This window comes from Allobosea sp. 10L422 (assembly GCF_056395345.1).
The window spans coordinates 16,915-32,170 of record NZ_JBFTJI010000021.1; the positions used below are offsets into that span (position 1 = coordinate 16,915).

Here is a 15,256-nt window from a genome sequence, read left to right on the forward strand (position 1 = left end):
GATAGTCCGGTCAGCGGGCGAGGCAGCCGAGATCGCGCAGGGCGGCGAGAACGGCAAGCAAGGGCAGGCCAAGGATGGTGAAGTGATTGCCTTCGACGGTATCGAAGAGCTGGGCGCCCAGCCCCTCAAGCTGATAGCCGCCGACGCTGGACAGGGCCGCAGGGCCGACCAGATCGACATAGAGCCCGATGAAGTCGGAATCGAGAGAACGCATGGTCATCCGCGCGGTCTCGCGCCCTTCGGCGATCGGCGCGCCATCCCTCGCCAGGACGAAGGCGGAGTGGAGTTCGTGCGTCCTGCCGGCGAGCTCCGCGATCTGCTCGGCAGCTGCGAAGCTGTCGACCGGCTTGTGGAAGGTGATCCCGTCGCAGGTCAGGGTCTGGTCGGCGGCGAGGACGAGACGACCGGGCCGCGCGTTCGAAACAGAGAGAGCCTTGGCGCAGGCAAGCGCCGCTGCGATCTGGTCTGCCGGGACATGCTGCTCGACCAGCGGATGCTCGACCGCGCGCTCGTCGATCTCGGGCTTCAGCACCTCTACCGGAATGCCGGCCGCAGCCAGCATGTCGCGGCGGGCCGTGCTCCCGGAGGCGAGGATCAAGGGCTGTGCTTCGAGCCAAAGACTGTTGGAAATGATCATGTCGCGATGAACTTCATGCGGTGGTCGCGCAGCAGGTCGACGATCGATGCTGCGGTTTCCTCAATCGAGCGACGGGTCACATCAATGACCGGCCAGCCCTTGCGGGCGCAGAGCCGGCGCGACTGCGAGACTTCGTCGGCAACGGCCGCCGGATCTACATAGGATGTCTCATCGTCGGCGCGTAGGGACAGGAGCCGATTCTGGCGGATCTGGACGATACGATCGGGGCTGGCGATCAGGCCGACGATCAGCGGCTTCTTGGCGCTCTCCAGTTCGACAGGCAGCGGAATATTCGGAACGAGAGGGATATTGGCGGTCTTGATGCCGCGATTGGCGAGATAGATGCTCGTCGGTGTCTTCGACGTCCGGCTGATGCCGACCAGGATGACGTCGGCATTGTCGAGATCGCCGCCCATCTGGCCGTCGTCATGGAGCAGCGTGTAGTTCATCGCATCGATCCGGCGGAAGTACTCGGTATTGAGAACATGCTGCGCGCCCGGCTTCGTCGCGGAGGCCTGGCCGAGATAGGATTGGAACAGCGACAGCACCGGCTGCAGCACCGAGAGACAGGGGCAGCCCAGCTCGCGGCAGAAGTTCTCGAGCTTTTCCTGCCATTCAGGTTCGACCAGCGTGTAGAGCACGACGCCGGGTGAGGATTCGATTTCGGCCAGAACGCGGGCGAGCTGAGCCTCCGAGCGCACCAGCGGGTAGACATGCTCGATAGCGGACACGCTCTCATATTGTGCCGCTGCGGCACGGCTGACGGCGATCAGGGTTTCGCCGGTCGCGTCTGAAACCAGATGCAGATGGAAATAGTTGCGGACCACGGCGTCCCCCGGCCTGAAGCGCTCTTGTCTTCATCTAGCGCGCTTTCGGCCGGATCGGAATCAGGCATTCGATCCGAAAGCGTCCGCACCATGGCCGCTCCGAGTTTTCCCGGGGCATGGGGAGTGGTGTGGACAACCCGGTCTCTGGCCGGTGGTGGCGAGAGCGCCTGTATAACCCGCCCTGTTCGTCAACAGACGCCGGACTGTGCATGGTTAAGGAAGTGTTTCACGTGAATCATTCTGGCCGCCGCAGGAGCGGAAGCGGATTCCAATTCGTTAATAAAGCCTTAACACCCGATCGTTCGAGCCTGAGACCCGCGACCGGCTGTCCCACCACCTGTGGAACGGTTGTGGACAGGATTGGGCCGGGCTATCTCCCCTGTCCAAGAGTCAAAGAAAAAGAGAATCTTTCATAGAATCTCTTTTTAGTGAGGATACGGGATGAGCCATCCAGCCCCTGGAACGATCAGCGCAGAGCCGCTCTTTCTTCGGGCATTGGCAGGCGAGAAATTGCCTGTTCCTCCGATCTGGCTGATGCGCCAGGCGGGGCGCTATTTGCCGGAGTATCGCGAGCTTCGGGCCAAGGCCGGCAGCTTCCTTGCGCTCTGCTACAACCCCGAGCTCGCTGCCGAGGTGACGCTCCAGCCGATCCGGCGCTTCGGCTTCGATGCCGCGATCCTGTTCTCGGATATTCTCGTCGTGCCGCAGGCACTCGGGCAGAAGCTCTGGTTCGCAGAGGGCGAAGGTCCGCGGCTGGAACCCGTCGCGGATGCCGCAAGACTGGCAGAGATCGATCAGCTCGCCGATGGCGCCAAGCTGGATCCCATTCTGGAGACCGTGCGGCGGGTGCGTGGTGCCTTGCCCCGCGAGACGGGGTTCATCGGCTTCTGCGGGGCTCCCTGGACTGTGGCGACCTATATGGTGGCCGGCCGCGGCACGCCCGATCAGGGACCTGCCAAGGCCCTGTTCGCGAAGGACCCTGAACTGTTCCAGGCGATCATCGATCGCATCGTCGTTGCCTCCGTGAGCTATCTCAACGCCCAGATCGCCGCCGGCGTCGATGCGGTGCAGATCTTCGACAGTTGGGCAGGCGCGTTGGGACCGGAGGATTTCAGGCGCTGGTGCGTCGCGCCGACCCGGCGGATCGTAGAGGGCGTGCGCGCGGTTCACGCCCATGCCCGCATCATCGGGTTCCCACGCGGAGCCGGCCGGCTGATCCCGGACTATGTTGCTGGAACGGGTGTCGATGCGGTCGGGCTCGAATCCGATATCGATAGGGACTTTGCGCGCGACGCCATCCAGACGAGGCTGCCCGTGCAAGGCAATCTCGATCCGCTCGTTCTGAGGGCTGGCGGCCCGGAGCTCGAGAAGGAAATCGCGGCGATCCTCTCAGCCTTCGGTCGCGGGCCGTTCGTCTTCAATCTCGGGCATGGCATCCTGCCGGATACGCCAATCGCCCATGTCGAGCGGCTGCTGAAGGCCGTGCGGGGCTGAGGGTCAGGATATGTATGAGTGGATCAAGGCTTTCCACGTCGTCGCGGTCATCTCCTGGATGGCCGGGATGCTCTATCTGCCGCGGCTGATGGTCTACCATGCCGAGGCTCAGATCGGCTCGATCCAGTCCGAGACCTTCAAGATCATGGAGCGCCGGCTGCTGAAGGGCATCATCAACCCGGCGATGATCCTGACCTGGGTGCTCGGTCTCTACCTCGCCTGGTACGGCTTCGCCTTCAAAGGCGGCTGGCTGCATGCCAAGCTGCTGCTGGTGCTGATCCTCTCCGGTATCCATGGGGTGCTGGTGAAGCATGTCCGCGCCTTCGCCGAGGACAAGAACCAGAAATCTCCCCGCTATTTCCGCATCCTCAACGAAGTGCCGGCTGTGCTGATGCTCGTCATCGTCATTCTCGTCATCGTGAAACCGTTCTAACGCAGACGATTCTTCCCGCTTGAGCCCGGCCGCGATTCCCGCTATCAGGAGCTGCGCTTCTCCAGCGTCCTCCCTTGTTGTCGACTGTTCGTGAGCGATCTGCCCTAGCAGCAGCTCAGGTCGCGCACCCCCCGCGCAGGTCCGGTCAGGGCCGAAGTCGATCACTCCAGTACAGTCCCCACCCCTGCCGATTCGCAGGGCGTTCACGATCCGGGTGCCCCATGCGGGAAATCAAGCTCCAAGAGCTCAAGATCAAATCGCCGACCGAACTTCTGACCTTTGCCGAGGAGGTGGAGGTCGAGAACGCCAGCACGATGCGCAAGCAGGAGCTGATGTTCGCCATCCTGAAGCAACTCGCCGCACGCGAGACCGAGATCCTGGGCGAGGGCGTGGTCGAGGTGCTGCAGGACGGCTTCGGCTTCCTGCGCTCCTCCGATTCGAACTATCTGCCGGGTCCCGACGACATCTATGTCTCGCCCTCGCAGATTCGGAAGTTCGGTCTGCGGACTGGCGATACGGTCGAGGGGCCGATCCGCAGCCCCAAGGATGGCGAGCGCTATTTCGCCCTGCTCAAGGTCAACTCGATCAATTTCGAGGACCCGGAGAAGATCAAGCACAAGATCCACTTCGACAATTTGACGCCGCTCTACCCGGACCAGCGGCTGAAGCTCGAGGTGCAGGATCCGACCAAGAAGGATTTCTCGCCACGCGTCATCGACATCGTGGCGCCGATCGGCAAGGGCCAGCGCGCGCTGATCGTCGCGCCGCCGCGCACCGGCAAGACCGTGCTGCTGCAGAACATCGCCCAGTCGATCACGACCAATCATCCCGAGTGCTATCTCATCGTTCTGCTGATCGACGAGCGGCCGGAAGAAGTCACCGACATGCAGCGCTCGGTGAAGGGGGAGGTCGTGTCCTCGACCTTCGACGAGCCGGCCTCGCGCCACGTCCAGGTCGCGGAGATGGTCATCGAGAAGGCCAAGCGTCTGGTCGAGCATGGCCGCGACGTCGTCATCCTGCTGGACTCGATCACCCGCCTCGGCCGCGCCTACAACACCGTGGTTCCGTCCTCGGGCAAGGTGCTGACCGGTGGTGTCGACGCCAATGCCCTGCAGCGGCCGAAGCGCTTCTTCGGCGCCGCCCGCAATATCGAGGAAGGCGGCTCGCTCACCATCGTCGCGACAGCGCTGATCGACACCGGCTCGCGCATGGACGAAGTGATCTTCGAGGAGTTCAAGGGAACGGGCAACTCCGAGATCATTCTCGACCGCAAGGTGGCCGACAAGCGCATCTTCCCGGCTATCGACATCATCAAGTCCGGCACCCGCAAGGAGGAGCTCATCACGCCGCGCTCCGACCTGCAGAAGACCTATGTGCTGCGCCGTATCCTCAACCCGATGGGACCGCAGGATGCGATCGAGTTCCTTTTGGACAAGCTGCGCCAGACCAAGCAGAACTCGGAATTCTTCGACTCGATGAATACCTGACGGGTCCACCCGATCCGGCATTCGATTCGCCGCCGTATCGATCGCGCAGAAGCGGTCGGACGGCGGCGAATTTGTTTGTGGCGCAGCTACCGCCGGCGCCACTAATCTATATGGCGACCGATTCACTCCCGTTACAACCGCGAGAAAGATTTCCCGGAAGGACTCGATTCGTAATCGAAACGAATCCGAACGGTCGCCTATCTTCGGGCTCCCGCATGGAGCATCGTTGGCCAGTCGCTCCCCAGCTCCACATCGGGCTTCTTGTGCCTACGCGCGATCGGCCGGGACGCGGCAGCACAGCCGGCCCAGAGCATGCAAGCTTGACGCGCTGCCCGGGCAAGGCACAGCTGTGCTGGCACCCCTGATACCGACCAGCGAATGACCAGCATGACGGCTACCGAGACGCACATCTACGAAGCCCATCCGACGATCGTGGCGCTGTCCTCGGCGCCTGGCCGGGCCGGTGTGGCGGTCGTGCGGGTCTCCGGTCCGCGGGTTCGTTTCGTCCTTGAGACCGTAGCGGGAGTCATACCGCCGCCGCGCATGGCGACACTCCGCCGGCTCTCGGATGGAAAAGGTATGGCCGTCGATACGGCGCTCGTCCTGTTCTTCGCGGCACCGGCGAGCTTCACCGGCGAGGATGTCGCGGAGTTTCATGTCCACGGTTCGCGCGCCGTTCTCGCGGAACTACTGGCCATACTGACGGTACTACCGGGAGTAAAACTCGCGGAAGCCGGAGAATTTACCCGGCGAGCCTTCGAGGCCGGCAAGCTCGATCTCGCTGCCGTCGAAGGCTTGGCCGACCTGATCGATTCGGAAACGGAATGGCAGCGCAAACAGGCCCTGCGCCAAATGGACGGCGCCCTCGGCTTCGTCGCCAAGCGCTGGCGCGGAGAGTTGATCGAGGCGATGAGCTTGCTCGCCGCCGAGCTGGATTTCTCAGACGAGGGCGATGTTGCGGGTCCGCTTCAGGATCAGGCACTTGCCTTGGCCGGCGGTGTTCTGATCTCGCTGCGTGAGGCGCTCGGCAGTTTCACCATGGGCGAACGTGTCCGCGAGGGCTTCGTCGTGGTGCTGGCCGGCCCGCCCAATGCCGGCAAATCGAGCCTGCTCAATGCGCTCGCCCGGCGCGAGGTTGCTATCGTGTCTCCGATTGCCGGCACGACGCGCGATGCTCTGGAAGTACGCCTCGACCTGGAAGGTTTGCCGGTGATCCTGATCGATACGGCGGGACTGCGCGACAGCATCGACCCGATCGAGGCCGAAGGCGTCAAGCGTGCACGCGCGCTGGTGGAGCGCGCCGATCTCGTACTGAGCCTGCGCGGGATCGATTCGGATACGTATCGAATCGAGCAAGAAGCTTCGACACTGGCAGTCGCGACGAAGTCGGATCTTGGTGGGGAAGCATTGGCGGGGGAACGTGCGATCTCGGTGAAAACCGGAGAGGGAATCCCTGACCTGCTCGCGGAGATCGTGGCACGGCTGCGCGATCTCGGTCAGACGGAGCCTGCGCTGCTGACCCGTGAACGCCATCGCGTCGCGGTGAGCGATGCGGTCGCGGCGCTGGAGCGTGCGGTCACCGCCGATCATGGCCAGGGTGAGTTGCTTGCGGAGGATATCCGCCTGGCGGTCGTCGCGCTCGAGAGGCTGGTCGGCCGCATCGATGTCGAGGATGTGCTCGACCAGCTCTTCGCCGGATTCTGCATCGGAAAGTAAGCCCGAGCGGATGATCCGCCCGGTTTGTAGCGATTGCCGTTGACCCGCCTCCCCGGCTTCGTTAGCGAAAATGGCATGTCCATCCATCATCAGCAGCACTACGACGTCATCGTCGTCGGCGGCGGCCATGCCGGGGCAGAAGCGGCTGCGGCGGCGGCGCGCTATGGCGCGCGTACAGCCTTGGTGACGCACAAGCCCGAGACCATCGGCGTGATGTCTTGCAATCCCGCGATCGGCGGTCTCGGCAAGGGTCATCTCGTAAGGGAAATCGACGCTCTCGACGGCGTGATGGCCCGCGCGGCCGACCTTGGGGGCATCCAATTTCGCATGCTCAACCGTCGCAAGGGACCGGCGGTGCGCGGGCCCCGCGCCCAGGCCGACCGCCAGCTCTACCGCCAAGCCATGCAAGAGCTGCTCGCCCAGCAGCCCGGTCTCGATATCGTCGCCGGCGAAGTCTTCGACCTCGAGATCGAATCTGGCCGCGTTGTAGCGGTCATCCTTGCGGATGGGCGCCGATTCGGAACCGGAACGGTCGTGCTGACGACGGGGACTTTCTTGCGCGGGCTGATCCATATCGGCGAGACCAAGATCCCGGCCGGGCGGGTCGGTGAGGCACCGTCGCTCGGACTCTCGGCGACGCTGGAGGGTTATGGCTTCCCGCTCGGGCGTCTGAAGACCGGAACCCCTCCCCGTCTCGACGGTCGGAGCATCGACTGGGCTGCACTTGAGATGCAGCCGGGCGACGAGCCGCCAGAGCCGTTCTCGGCGCTGACTACGGCGATCACCAATCCGCAGATTTCCTGCGGTATCACGCGCACGACGCTGGCGAGTCATGAGCTGATCCGCGCCAATCTGCATCGCGCGCCGATGTTCTCGGGCCAGATCGAAGGGCGCGGCCCGCGCTATTGCCCGTCGATCGAGGACAAGGTCGGCAGGTTTGGCGATCGCGACGGACACCAGATCTTTCTGGAGCCTGAAGGGCTGGATGACGACACGGTCTATCCGAACGGCATCTCGACCTCGCTGCCCGAGGATGTCCAGCTGGGTCTGCTGAAGACCATCCCCGGTCTCGAGCGCGCCACGATGCAGCGGCCGGGCTATGCGATCGAATACGATTTCGTCGATCCGCGGGCGTTGAAGAACACGCTGGAGACGCACGCCGTCGGTGGCCTGTTCCTGGCCGGCCAGATCAATGGAACGACGGGCTATGAGGAGGCGGGCGCCCAGGGACTGCTCGCAGGGCTGAACGCGGCACGGTTGGCTGGCGACGCTGAGCCCGTGGTTTTCGACCGAACACAGTCCTATATCGGCGTGCTCGTCGACGATCTCGTCACGCGCGGCGTTACGGAGCCGTACCGAATGTTCACGTCGCGGGCGGAATTTCGCCTGTCGCTGCGCGTGGACAATGCGGATGAGCGGCTGACCGGCTTCGGCACGAAGCTCGGCGTGGTCGGCTCAGCCCGGCATGCCGCCTTTGAGGCACGCCGCGGCGAAATCGCTGCTTTGAGCCAGACCTTGCAGAGCCTGTGGTTGACGCCTCGGCAGGCAGAGGGCGTTGGCCTGCAGCTCAACCGGGACGGAGTGCGACGCAGCGCTTACCAAATCCTGTCTTATCCCGATGTCGGTTTCGAGCGGCTTGCTGCGATCTGGCCTGAGCTGCAGGGTTATTCTGCGTCCGTGACGGCGCGTGTTACCGCGGATGCAGTCTATGCGGTCTATCTCGACCGGCAGGCTGCGGAGATCCAGGCTTATCGACGCGACCAGTCATTGAAAGTTCCGGCTGATCTCGACCTCGACATGATTTCGGGCCTGTCGAACGAGATCAAGGCAAAGCTCGCCGCGCTGCGCCCAGCGGACCTGGCGCAGGCCGGCAAGATCGAAGGCATGACGCCCGCAGCTCTGGCGCTGTTGGCCGCACACGCACGGAAGGGCCGGCTCCCGGCGCCGTTATCCACAGGATCGACGTGACTGTTGAAAAGACCGACAGGCAGCGCGCTTTGCGCTTGACGCCTGTTTCACGTGAAACAGAGGAGCGCCTGGCGCTGCTCGTGGCGGAGCTCGAGCGCTGGCAGGCGGCCAAGAATCTGGTCTCCTCCACGACGCTGGCGGATGTCTGGACACGCCATATCGCGGACTCGCTGCAGATCTTCAGCCTCGCGCCCGAACGCGAACGCTGGCTCGATCTCGGTTCCGGCGGCGGTTTTCCGGGGCTGGTGATCGGTATCTGCCTTGCGGAGCGTGGCCGAGGTCAGATCGATCTTGTCGAGAGCAATGCTCGCAAATGCGCGTTTCTGCGCCACGCGGCGCGGGTTACCGGCGCGCCGGTCAAGGTCCATGCCGCTCGTATCGAGGATGTGATCGGCGATTTCGCGGGCAAGGCCGATGTGGTGACAGCCCGGGCGCTAGCGCCGCTGACGAAGCTCCTCGACTGGTGCGAAGAGCTGTTGAGAACCGGCACTCTTGGGCTCTTTCCCAAGGGACAACATCTAGATGCGGAATTGACCGACTCGGCCAGATATTGGAAGATTCAGGCGACAACGGTTTCCTCCGTGACTGATGATGCCGCGCGAATCCTGATGATCCGCTCGGCCGAGAGACGAGCCGATCCATGACGGAACTCAGATCTGCGCCACCGCAGCGCCGCCCGCGTGTCATCGCGCTTGCGAATCAGAAGGGTGGCGTCGGCAAGACGACCACGGCGATCAACCTCGGCACGGCGCTGGCCGCGATCGGCGAGAAGGTCCTGATCGTCGACCTCGACCCGCAGGGCAATGCCTCGACCGGACTCGGCGTCGATCGCCGTAGCCGGAAGTCCTCGACTTACGATGTTCTCTGCGGCGATGTCGGCCTGGGTCAGGCGCTCCAGCCCACGGCCGTACCGGGCCTGTCTCTGGCGCCCTCGACGCTGGACCTGCTCGGCGTCGAACTGGAGATCGCATCGGCCAAGGATCGCGCTCATCGGTTGAAGAGTGCGATTGACGAATTATGCTACGACCAGCGCTGCCAGGATCTAACTTACGTCCTGATCGACTGCCCGCCTTCGCTGAGCCTGATCACGATAAACGCGATGACGGCCGCTGATGCCGTTTTGGTGCCGCTGCAGTGCGAGTTTTTCGCGCTTGAAGGTCTCAGCCAACTGCTCAAGACGGTGGAGCAGGTTCGCGCGGGACTCAATCCGCGGCTGATGATCCAGGGCGTGGTGCTGACCATGTTCGACCCGCGCAACAATCTGTCGGGTCAGGTCATGGCGGATGTGAAGAGTTTCCTTGGTGATAAGGTTTATGAGACGGTAATCCCACGAAACGTGCGGGTTTCCGAGGCGCCGTCCTATGGCAAACCGGCGCTGCTCTATGATCTGCGCTGCTCGGGTTCGCAGGCGTATCTGCGATTGGCGTCGGAGGTGATCAAGCGGGAGCGCGCTCTGCGCGCCGCGGCCTGACGAAACGAAATGGTGAGGTAACGAGGATGGCGATGGCCGAAGAACAGGGGCGCTCACGCCTGGGCCGTGGTCTGGCGGCGCTGATCGGTGACGTCGGGGAGGAAATCGGCGCAATCGAGCGGGCGCGGGGCCAACGCAAAGTGCCGGTCGAGTTCCTGCGTCCGAGCGCGCGCAATCCGCGCCGCAGCTTCGTGGAGGAGGATCTCGACGAGCTCACGACTTCGATTCGCGAGCGTGGCATTTTGCAGCCGATCATCGTGCGTTCGATCCCCGGCATGGTCGATGCCTACGAGATCATCGCCGGCGAGCGGCGCTGGCGGGCGGCGCAGCGCGCCGAACTGCACGATGTCCCGGTGATTCTGGTCGAGGCGGACGACCGCGAAGCGCTGGAGATCGCGATCGTCGAGAACGTTCAGCGTACCGACCTCAACGCGATCGAGGAAGCTGCCGGCTATGAGCGGTTGATCGCCGAGTTCGGTTATACGCAGAACGATCTGGCACGCGTCATCGGCAAGAGCCGCAGCCACGTCGCCAATACGATGCGTCTGTCGAAGTTGCCCGAATCCGTCCGCAAGATGGTCAGCGAAGGCGCGGTTTCGGCGGGTCACGCCCGCGCCCTCCTCTCCGTTTCGGAGCCGGAACTGATGGCGCGCCGGATCGTCGACGAAGGCATGAGCGTCCGCGATATCGAGCGTGTCGTGCAGGAAGAAGCACGGGGCGAGACGACAAAGAGCGTCGCGCTGTCGAAGCCGAAGGTCGAGAAGGATCCTGATACGCGGGCTCTTGAGAAGGCGCTGGAAGACGCGCTTGGTCTCTCAGTTTCGATCGCGCATCGCGCCAACGGATCGGGGGAGGTCCGGATCGGCTACAAGACGCTCGAACAACTCGACGCGCTCTGCCACCGGCTCAAGGCCTGATCACTCGGGCCGGCCGCTGCGGGCGAGCCGAGCCAACGTCCACAATGTGCGGGTCGCGACGGCGCGACCCATATCGGCATTCTGGCGCGTGGCCAGGATCGCATTGCCGAGTAGGCCGACAGCTTCGTTCAGCTTGGCGCTGGACCAGGCATTCAGTGCAGCCTCGGTTGTGGCAATGCGGGGGTAAGGTAGGCGCATCGTTCCGACGACGTCTCGGACCCCCTTCCCGGCATCGACAGCCTGACGCGCTTTGAGCAAGGCCAGCGCCTGGCGAAGCACCGTGCCGAGCATCACACCGGCGTCCAATCCCTCGCTGCTGAGCTTGGCCTGAGCGAGGTCGAGCACCGGCAGCTTTCCCGCGAAGACCGCATCGACGAGCATGGCCTGCTCGCGCTGGGCGGTGTCGCCGACGATAGCGTCGATGTGCTCTTCCCGCACGGCAGGGTCGGTTCCGACATAAAGCAGGAGCTTTTCGATCTCGCGACGGGATGTCTGGCGGTCGCCGCCGAGAAGACCGGCGAGATGCTCCCGGCTGGTGCGGTCGATCGACTTACCGGCGCCGCGTACCATTTCATCGATGATCGAGCCGAGATCGCGGGCTGCGTCGCCATAGCAGGGCACGGCGAGCGCGGTCTTGGCTCTCTCGCAGGCGGTGCGCAGTGGGTTCGTGCGCTGCAGGTCGCCCGCCTCGACGATGACGAGGGCATCCTGCGAAGGCACCGCCAGCAGCGGCTCGACCGCCGCCAGCAGGGGTTTGGATGTCGGAGAGACGCGGATTGCGCGGCGGCCGCCGAAAAGGCCGATAGTGTTGGCTTCGTCAGCGAGCTTCAGCGGGTCGGCGGCAACGGCGTCGCCATCCATGCGGATGAGCTGGAAAGCATCGCTGGCATCATCGACGCTGGCGCGGGCCAATGTGCCCGCCCGCTCGGAGACGAGCCCGGCGTCAGGTCCGTAGATCAGGACAAGGCGCCAGGCCGGATCGAGGCGCGCCAGTATCCGTTCGGCTTCATGCGCCTTGATCGCGACCATGGCAGGTCAGGAGGTGAGATCGGCGGCGATCTGTCCCCGGATGATCGTGGCGAGGTTCTTCGCGGCGCGGATCTGTGCGTCACGTGCTGCACGCAGCGTGGCGAAACGCTGTCCGGAGCGCTCATAGGGCGCGCGGACGGAATTGGTGCCGGAGGAGACGACTTCACCCGTCCCGATGCGCGTCACTTTCCAGGTTGCGGTAGCGACGAGCACCGCCGAATCGGCGCGGCCATTGATGTAATCCACCGTGACGACCTCGACGGATTCCGCGATATTGGCATCGAGCCTCAGCTTCCTCTGCGCGTCGGGATCACCGCTGCCGTCGAACTCAAAGACGAGCTCGTTACGGAAGTAATGGCCCACCAGGCCTTTGATCTCTGGAATCTCGATGCTGCGAAGCGCGGTCTTGACGCTGCCACCGACCGTGCTCGTCGTGTTCTCGGAATAGAGCGGCTGGAAGCAGCCTCCAGCGAGCGCTGCCGCGGCGAGCACGGCTGCGAGCAGCGTCCGGCGGGAAAGAGCGGCTTCAGACGACGACATTCACGATTCTCCCGGGAACCACGATGATCTTGCGGATGGCGCGCCCTTCGAGGGCCCGCTGAACCGCTTCGCTGGCGCGGGTGGCGGCTTCCACCGCCACCGTATCGGCATCGGCCGGAACCGTCACCTCAGCCCGCTTCTTGCCGTTGAGCTGGACGGGCAGCGTGACGCTGTCGTCCTTCAGCAGTGCGGGCTCGACCTCCGGCCAGGAGGCTTCGCCGACGAGGCCAGGCTGGCGGAGAGCCTGCCAGCATTCCTCGGCCAGATGCGGCATCATCGGTGCCACGAGCTGGGTGACGATCGTGGCGGCTTCAAGCAGCGCGAAGGCGATGTCGGCATCGAGCTCGGGCCTCTCGGCCGCAGCGTCCAGCGCCTTACCGATGGCATTGGTCAGGGTGTAGATATGCGCGACGCAACGGTTGAAGCCGAGGCGCTCGATATCGGCGCCGACCGCGTCGAGAGCGCGATGGCTCGCTTTGCGTAGCGCGAGCGCGGCATCACCGACCTGGGCAGGCTTCTCGGCCTTGCCGCCGGTGCGTTCGGCGATCTCGGCGACGAGACGCCAGAGACGCTGGACGAAGCGGGCGGCGCCCTGCACGCCCTCGTCGGTCCAGATCACGTCGCGATCCGGCGGCGAATCCGAGAGCATGAACCAGCGGGCGGTGTCGGCGCCGTAGGACGCGATGATGTCGTCGGGGTCCACGACGTTCTTCTTCGACTTCGACATCTTCTCGATCGAGCCGATTTCGATCGGAGCGCCGGTCTCGACGTCGAAACCACGGCGGTCGTTTCCGGCCACCTCGATACGGACATTGCCCGGCTCGACCCAGTCGCCATTGGCGGCCCGGTAGGTCTCGTGCACGACCATGCCCTGGGTGAACAGACCAGCGAAGGGCTCGTCGAGGCCGGCATGGCCGGTCCTCTTCATCGCCCGGGTGAAGAAGCGCGAATAGAGCAGGTGCAGGATCGCGTGCTCGACGCCGCCGATATACTGGTCGACCGGGAGGAAGCGATCGACGGCCTTGCGGTCGGTCGGGCTCTCGGTGCGCCACGGGTCGGTGAAGCGGGCGAAGTACCAGGACGAATCGACGAAGGTATCCATCGTATCGGTCTCGCGCCGCGCCGGTTTGCCGCATTGCGGGCAAGCGACGTGTTTCCAGCTCGGGTGATGGTCGAGCGGGTTGCCCGGTTTGTCGAAGGAGACGTCGTCCGGCAGCTTCACCGGCAGGTCGGCATCCGGCACCGGAACCGTTCCGCAGTCGGAACAATGGATGACCGGGATCGGGCAGCCCCAGTAGCGCTGGCGCGAGATGCCCCAGTCCCGCAGGCGGAAATTGACCTTGCGCTGGCCGACCGGGCGGTTGCCGCGGGTTTCGCCCTCGAGCCGGCGCGCGACCTCCTCCTTGGCTTCCGCGATGGTCATACCGTCGAGGAAGCGGGAATTGATCATCCGGCCATCGCCGTCATAGGCGGTGTCGGTGATGACGAAACCAGCCGGATCGGTGCCTTCCGGCGCTACCACAGGGGTATTACCCAGGCCATACTTGTTGACGAAGTCGAGGTCGCGCTGGTCATGCGCCGGGCAGCCGAAGATGGCGCCGGTGCCGTATTCCATCAAGACGAAATTCGCGACATAGACGGGCAACGTCCAGTTGGGATCGAGCGGGTGCACGGCGCGCAGGCCAGTGTCGAAACCGAGCTTCTCGGCCTTGTCGATGGCTTCCTGCGCCGTGCCTGTGCGCTTGCATTCCTCGATAAAGGCCTGCAGCGAGGGGCTCTTCGCCGCGATGGACTTGGCGATCGGATGATCGGGCGCGATGGCGACGAACTTGGCGCCGAACAGCGTATCGGGGCGGGTCGTATAGACCTCGACCTCGTCCTGCCCCGCACCATTCGATTCGAGTGCGAAACGAACCAGCAAGCCTTCGGAGCGACCGATCCAGTTCTTCTGCATCAGCCGGACCTTCTCGGGCCAGCGGGTCAGGCCGTCGAGCGCGTCGTTCAGTTCCTGACCGTATTCGGTGATCTTGAAGAACCACTGGGTCAGCTCGCGGATCTCGACCGGCGCACCGGAACGCCAGCCGCGGCCGTCGATGACCTGCTCATTGGCCAGCACGGTCTCGTCGACCGGGTCCCAGTTGACCTTGGCGGTCTTGCGGTCGACCAGCCCGGTCTTSAGGAAGTCCAGGAACATCTTCTGCTGGTGGCGGTAGTAGCTGGGGTCGCAGGTCGCGAGCTCGCGGCTCCAGTCGAGCGACAGGCCCATCGACTTGAGCTGCTTGCGCATCGTCGCGATGTTCTCATAGGTCCATTCGCGCGGATGGACCTTTTTCTGCTTGGCGGCATTCTCCGCCGGCAGGCCGAAGGCGTCCCAGCCCATCGGATGCAGCACCGAGAAACCCTTGGCGCGCTTGTAGCGCGCGACCACGTCGCCCATCGCATAGTTGCGGACATGGCCCATATGGATGCGTCCCGACGGATAGGGGAACATCTCGAGGACATAGTAGCTCGGCCGCGTGTCGTCGTTCCTCGTCTCGAAAAGCTTGCGCTCTTCCCAGACGGTGCGCCATTTCGGCTCGGACTCTTTCGGATTGTAACGTTCGACGGCCATGTCAGCGGGCAATTCTCTGAGCGGGCGATTCTTGGCGGTTCGCCGGTTCCCGGAGGCAGGCCGGCGCAGGGGCTGAATGCAAAAACCGGATGTCGGAATCTTGCAACCTGCTCTAGGACACCATTG

General features: G+C 64.1%; 13 protein-coding genes. 8 read left to right on the top strand and 5 right to left on the bottom strand.

What is annotated here, in order from left to right:
• Positions 1-10: 10 nt before the first annotated feature.
• Both AC1DEZ_RS26265 and AC1DEZ_RS26270 read right to left on the bottom strand, forming a co-directional pair.
• Entirely contained in the window at positions 11-637 is a 627-nt protein-coding gene (locus AC1DEZ_RS26265; RefSeq protein WP_476781151.1) for a Maf family protein, read from the bottom strand.
• Entirely contained in the window at positions 634-1,464 is an 831-nt protein-coding gene (locus AC1DEZ_RS26270; protein ID WP_441514233.1) for a pyruvate, water dikinase regulatory protein, read from the bottom strand. Before AC1DEZ_RS26270 ends, AC1DEZ_RS26265 begins: the two co-directional genes overlap by 4 nt.
• Before the next feature lie 441 nt (positions 1,465-1,905).
• On the opposite strand from AC1DEZ_RS26270, the gene hemE reads away from it, so the two are divergent.
• From hemE to AC1DEZ_RS26310, 8 genes are all read left to right on the top strand, one after another.
• Positions 1,906-2,958 (top strand): uroporphyrinogen decarboxylase, encoded by a 1,053-nt coding sequence (hemE, locus tag AC1DEZ_RS26275; RefSeq protein WP_476781152.1) that lies wholly within the window; start codon positions 1,906-1,908, stop codon positions 2,956-2,958.
• Positions 2,959-2,968: 10 nt separating this feature from the next.
• Positions 2,969-3,391 (top strand): protoporphyrinogen oxidase HemJ, encoded by a 423-nt coding sequence (gene hemJ, locus AC1DEZ_RS26280; RefSeq protein WP_476781153.1) that lies wholly within the window; start codon positions 2,969-2,971, stop codon positions 3,389-3,391.
• Between the two features lie 221 nt (positions 3,392-3,612).
• Positions 3,613-4,878 (top strand): transcription termination factor Rho, encoded by a 1,266-nt coding sequence (rho, locus tag AC1DEZ_RS26285; RefSeq protein WP_441514236.1) that lies wholly within the window; start codon positions 3,613-3,615, stop codon positions 4,876-4,878.
• Positions 4,879-5,265: 387 nt separating this feature from the next.
• Positions 5,266-6,594 (top strand): tRNA uridine-5-carboxymethylaminomethyl(34) synthesis GTPase MnmE, encoded by a 1,329-nt coding sequence (gene mnmE / locus AC1DEZ_RS26290; protein ID WP_476781154.1) that lies wholly within the window; start codon positions 5,266-5,268, stop codon positions 6,592-6,594.
• Between the two features lie 75 nt (positions 6,595-6,669).
• Complete coding sequence (mnmG, locus tag AC1DEZ_RS26295; protein ID WP_476781155.1) at positions 6,670-8,562, top strand: tRNA uridine-5-carboxymethylaminomethyl(34) synthesis enzyme MnmG; 1,893 nt, start codon at positions 6,670-6,672, stop codon at positions 8,560-8,562.
• Positions 8,553-9,206, top strand: a complete 654-nt coding sequence (gene rsmG / locus AC1DEZ_RS26300; protein ID WP_476781194.1) for a 16S rRNA (guanine(527)-N(7))-methyltransferase RsmG — start codon at positions 8,553-8,555, stop codon at positions 9,204-9,206. Before mnmG ends, rsmG begins: the two co-directional genes overlap by 10 nt.
• Positions 9,203-10,033 carry a ParA family protein gene (locus AC1DEZ_RS26305; protein WP_476781156.1) on the top strand — a complete coding sequence of 277 codons (831 nt, stop codon included), beginning with the start codon at positions 9,203-9,205 and terminating at the stop codon, positions 10,031-10,033. Before rsmG ends, AC1DEZ_RS26305 begins: the two co-directional genes overlap by 4 nt.
• 32 nt (positions 10,034-10,065) lie before the next feature.
• The gene (locus AC1DEZ_RS26310; RefSeq protein ID WP_476781157.1) at positions 10,066-10,950 is read left to right on the top strand and encodes a ParB/RepB/Spo0J family partition protein; all 885 of its coding nucleotides are present in this window, start codon (positions 10,066-10,068) and stop codon (positions 10,948-10,950) included.
• Here AC1DEZ_RS26310 and holA read toward each other — a convergent pair whose 3' ends face one another.
• The 3 genes from holA to leuS are packed head-to-tail and all read right to left on the bottom strand — an operon-like array spanning position 10,951 to position 15,130.
• A complete protein-coding gene (holA, locus tag AC1DEZ_RS26315; RefSeq protein ID WP_476781158.1) occupies positions 10,951-11,979 on the bottom strand; it encodes a DNA polymerase III subunit delta in 1,029 nt (342 codons plus the stop codon).
• Between the two features lie 6 nt (positions 11,980-11,985).
• Positions 11,986-12,519 carry a hypothetical protein gene (locus AC1DEZ_RS26320; protein WP_441514243.1) on the bottom strand — a complete coding sequence of 178 codons (534 nt, stop codon included), beginning with the start codon at positions 12,517-12,519 and terminating at the stop codon, positions 11,986-11,988.
• Complete coding sequence (gene leuS / locus AC1DEZ_RS26325; protein ID WP_476781159.1) at positions 12,506-15,130, bottom strand: leucine--tRNA ligase; 2,625 nt, start codon at positions 15,128-15,130, stop codon at positions 12,506-12,508. Before leuS ends, AC1DEZ_RS26320 begins: the two co-directional genes overlap by 14 nt.
• Between the last annotated feature and the right edge of the window lie 126 nt (positions 15,131-15,256).

Coding starts and splice junctions, on each gene's coding strand:
- AC1DEZ_RS26265 (WP_476781151.1), bottom strand. CDS start 637: ATGATCATTTCCAACAGTCTTTGGCTCGAAGCACAGCCCTTGATCCTC.
- hemE (WP_476781152.1), top strand. CDS start 1,906: ATGAGCCATCCAGCCCCTGGAACGATCAGCGCAGAGCCGCTCTTTCTT.
- hemJ (WP_476781153.1), top strand. CDS start 2,969: ATGTATGAGTGGATCAAGGCTTTCCACGTCGTCGCGGTCATCTCCTGG.
- rho (WP_441514236.1), top strand. CDS start 3,613: ATGCGGGAAATCAAGCTCCAAGAGCTCAAGATCAAATCGCCGACCGAA.
- mnmE (WP_476781154.1), top strand. CDS start 5,266: ATGACGGCTACCGAGACGCACATCTACGAAGCCCATCCGACGATCGTG.
- mnmG (WP_476781155.1), top strand. CDS start 6,670: ATGTCCATCCATCATCAGCAGCACTACGACGTCATCGTCGTCGGCGGC.
- AC1DEZ_RS26305 (WP_476781156.1), top strand. CDS start 9,203: ATGACGGAACTCAGATCTGCGCCACCGCAGCGCCGCCCGCGTGTCATC.
- AC1DEZ_RS26310 (WP_476781157.1), top strand. CDS start 10,066: ATGGCCGAAGAACAGGGGCGCTCACGCCTGGGCCGTGGTCTGGCGGCG.
- holA (WP_476781158.1), bottom strand. CDS start 11,979: ATGGTCGCGATCAAGGCGCATGAAGCCGAACGGATACTGGCGCGCCTC.
- AC1DEZ_RS26320 (WP_441514243.1), bottom strand. CDS start 12,519: ATGTCGTCGTCTGAAGCCGCTCTTTCCCGCCGGACGCTGCTCGCAGCC.